We start from the raw sequence: 1,194 nt of genomic DNA, 5'->3' as shown, positions 1-1,194 counted from the left end.
CCCACCCCGCCGATGTCGCCGGGGCCCCGAACCGCCCGTTCGCCGCCGAGGGACCCGACGGCGCCCGGCGGGACCCGCGAGGGGAGACACCGGTCACCGCGACGGCGTCCCCCACCGGCCCCGCACCCGACTCCGCGGAGGTACGCAAACCATGACCGCTCACAGCCCGACCGGGAGCCGCTCCGGTTCCGCCACCGCCGGCCGGACCGTGCTGACCGGCGGGAGAGTCGTGCTGCCCGGCGGCGTCGCCGAGGGCGGCCGGGTCACCGTGGAGGGCGGACGGATCGTCACCGGCCGCCCCGAGGAGGCGGGCACCCTGGACCTGACGGGGTACTGGGTGGTGCCCGGCTTCGTGGACATGCACGTGCACGGCGGCGGCGGGGCGTCCTTCTCCACCGGCACCGCCGCCGAGGCCCTCACCGTCATCGACACCCACCGACGGCACGGCACCACCACCATGGTTGCCTCCACCGTCACCGACGACCTCGACGGGCTGGCGGACCGGGCCGGCCTGCTGTCGGAGCTGACCGAGCAGGGTGACCTGGCGGGCATCCACTTCGAGGGGCCGTTCATCGCCCTCAACCGCTGCGGCGCCCACCAGCCCTCGCTGCTGCGCGAGCCGGAGCCGGGCGAGGTGCGCAAGCTGATCGACGCGGCGCGCGGCACCGCCCGGATGCTCACCATCGCGCCCGAACTGCCGCACGGCATCGAGGCGGTGCGGCTGCTGGCCGACCACGGCGTGATCCCGGCCGTCGGGCACACCGACGCCGACTGGGAGACCACCCGCCGGGCCATCGACGCCGGCGCCCGGGTCGCCACCCACCTGTTCAACGCGATGCCGGCGCTCGCCCACCGCGCGCCGGGGCCGATCCCGGCGCTGCTGGAGGACGAGCGGGTCACCGTCGAGCTGATCAACGACGGCGTGCACCTGCACCCCTCGGTGCTGCGACTGGCGTTCCGCAACGCCGGGCCGGGGCGGGTGGCGTTCATCACCGACGCGATGGGCGCGGCCGGGATGGGCGACGGCACCTATCCGTTGGGGCCGCTGGAGGTCGAGGTGCGGGACGGCGTGGCCCGCCTGGTGGAGGGCGGGGCCATCGCCGGCTCCACCCTGACCCTGGACCACGCGCTGCGCCGGGCGGTACTGGAGGACGGCCTGGGCATCACCGAGGCGGTGCACGCGCTGTCCACGAC

At 76.0% G+C, this 1,194-nt stretch carries 1 protein-coding gene; it reads left to right on the top strand.

Translation table 11 applies throughout. The annotated features are described in order from the left end of the window. Positions 1 to 151 precede the first annotated feature (151 nt). A partial coding sequence (locus tag FNQ90_RS23925; protein WP_182608254.1) for an N-acetylglucosamine-6-phosphate deacetylase occupies positions 152 to 1,194 on the top strand: 1,043 nt, incomplete at its 3' end.

Origin of the sequence: Streptomyces alkaliphilus (genome assembly GCF_014141535.1) — a bacterium.
Lineage (GTDB): Bacteria > Actinomycetota > Actinomycetes > Streptomycetales > Streptomycetaceae > Streptomyces > Streptomyces alkaliphilus.
The sequence above is the reverse complement of the archived record's forward strand: the minus strand, read 5'-3'. Positions and strand labels throughout refer to the sequence as shown.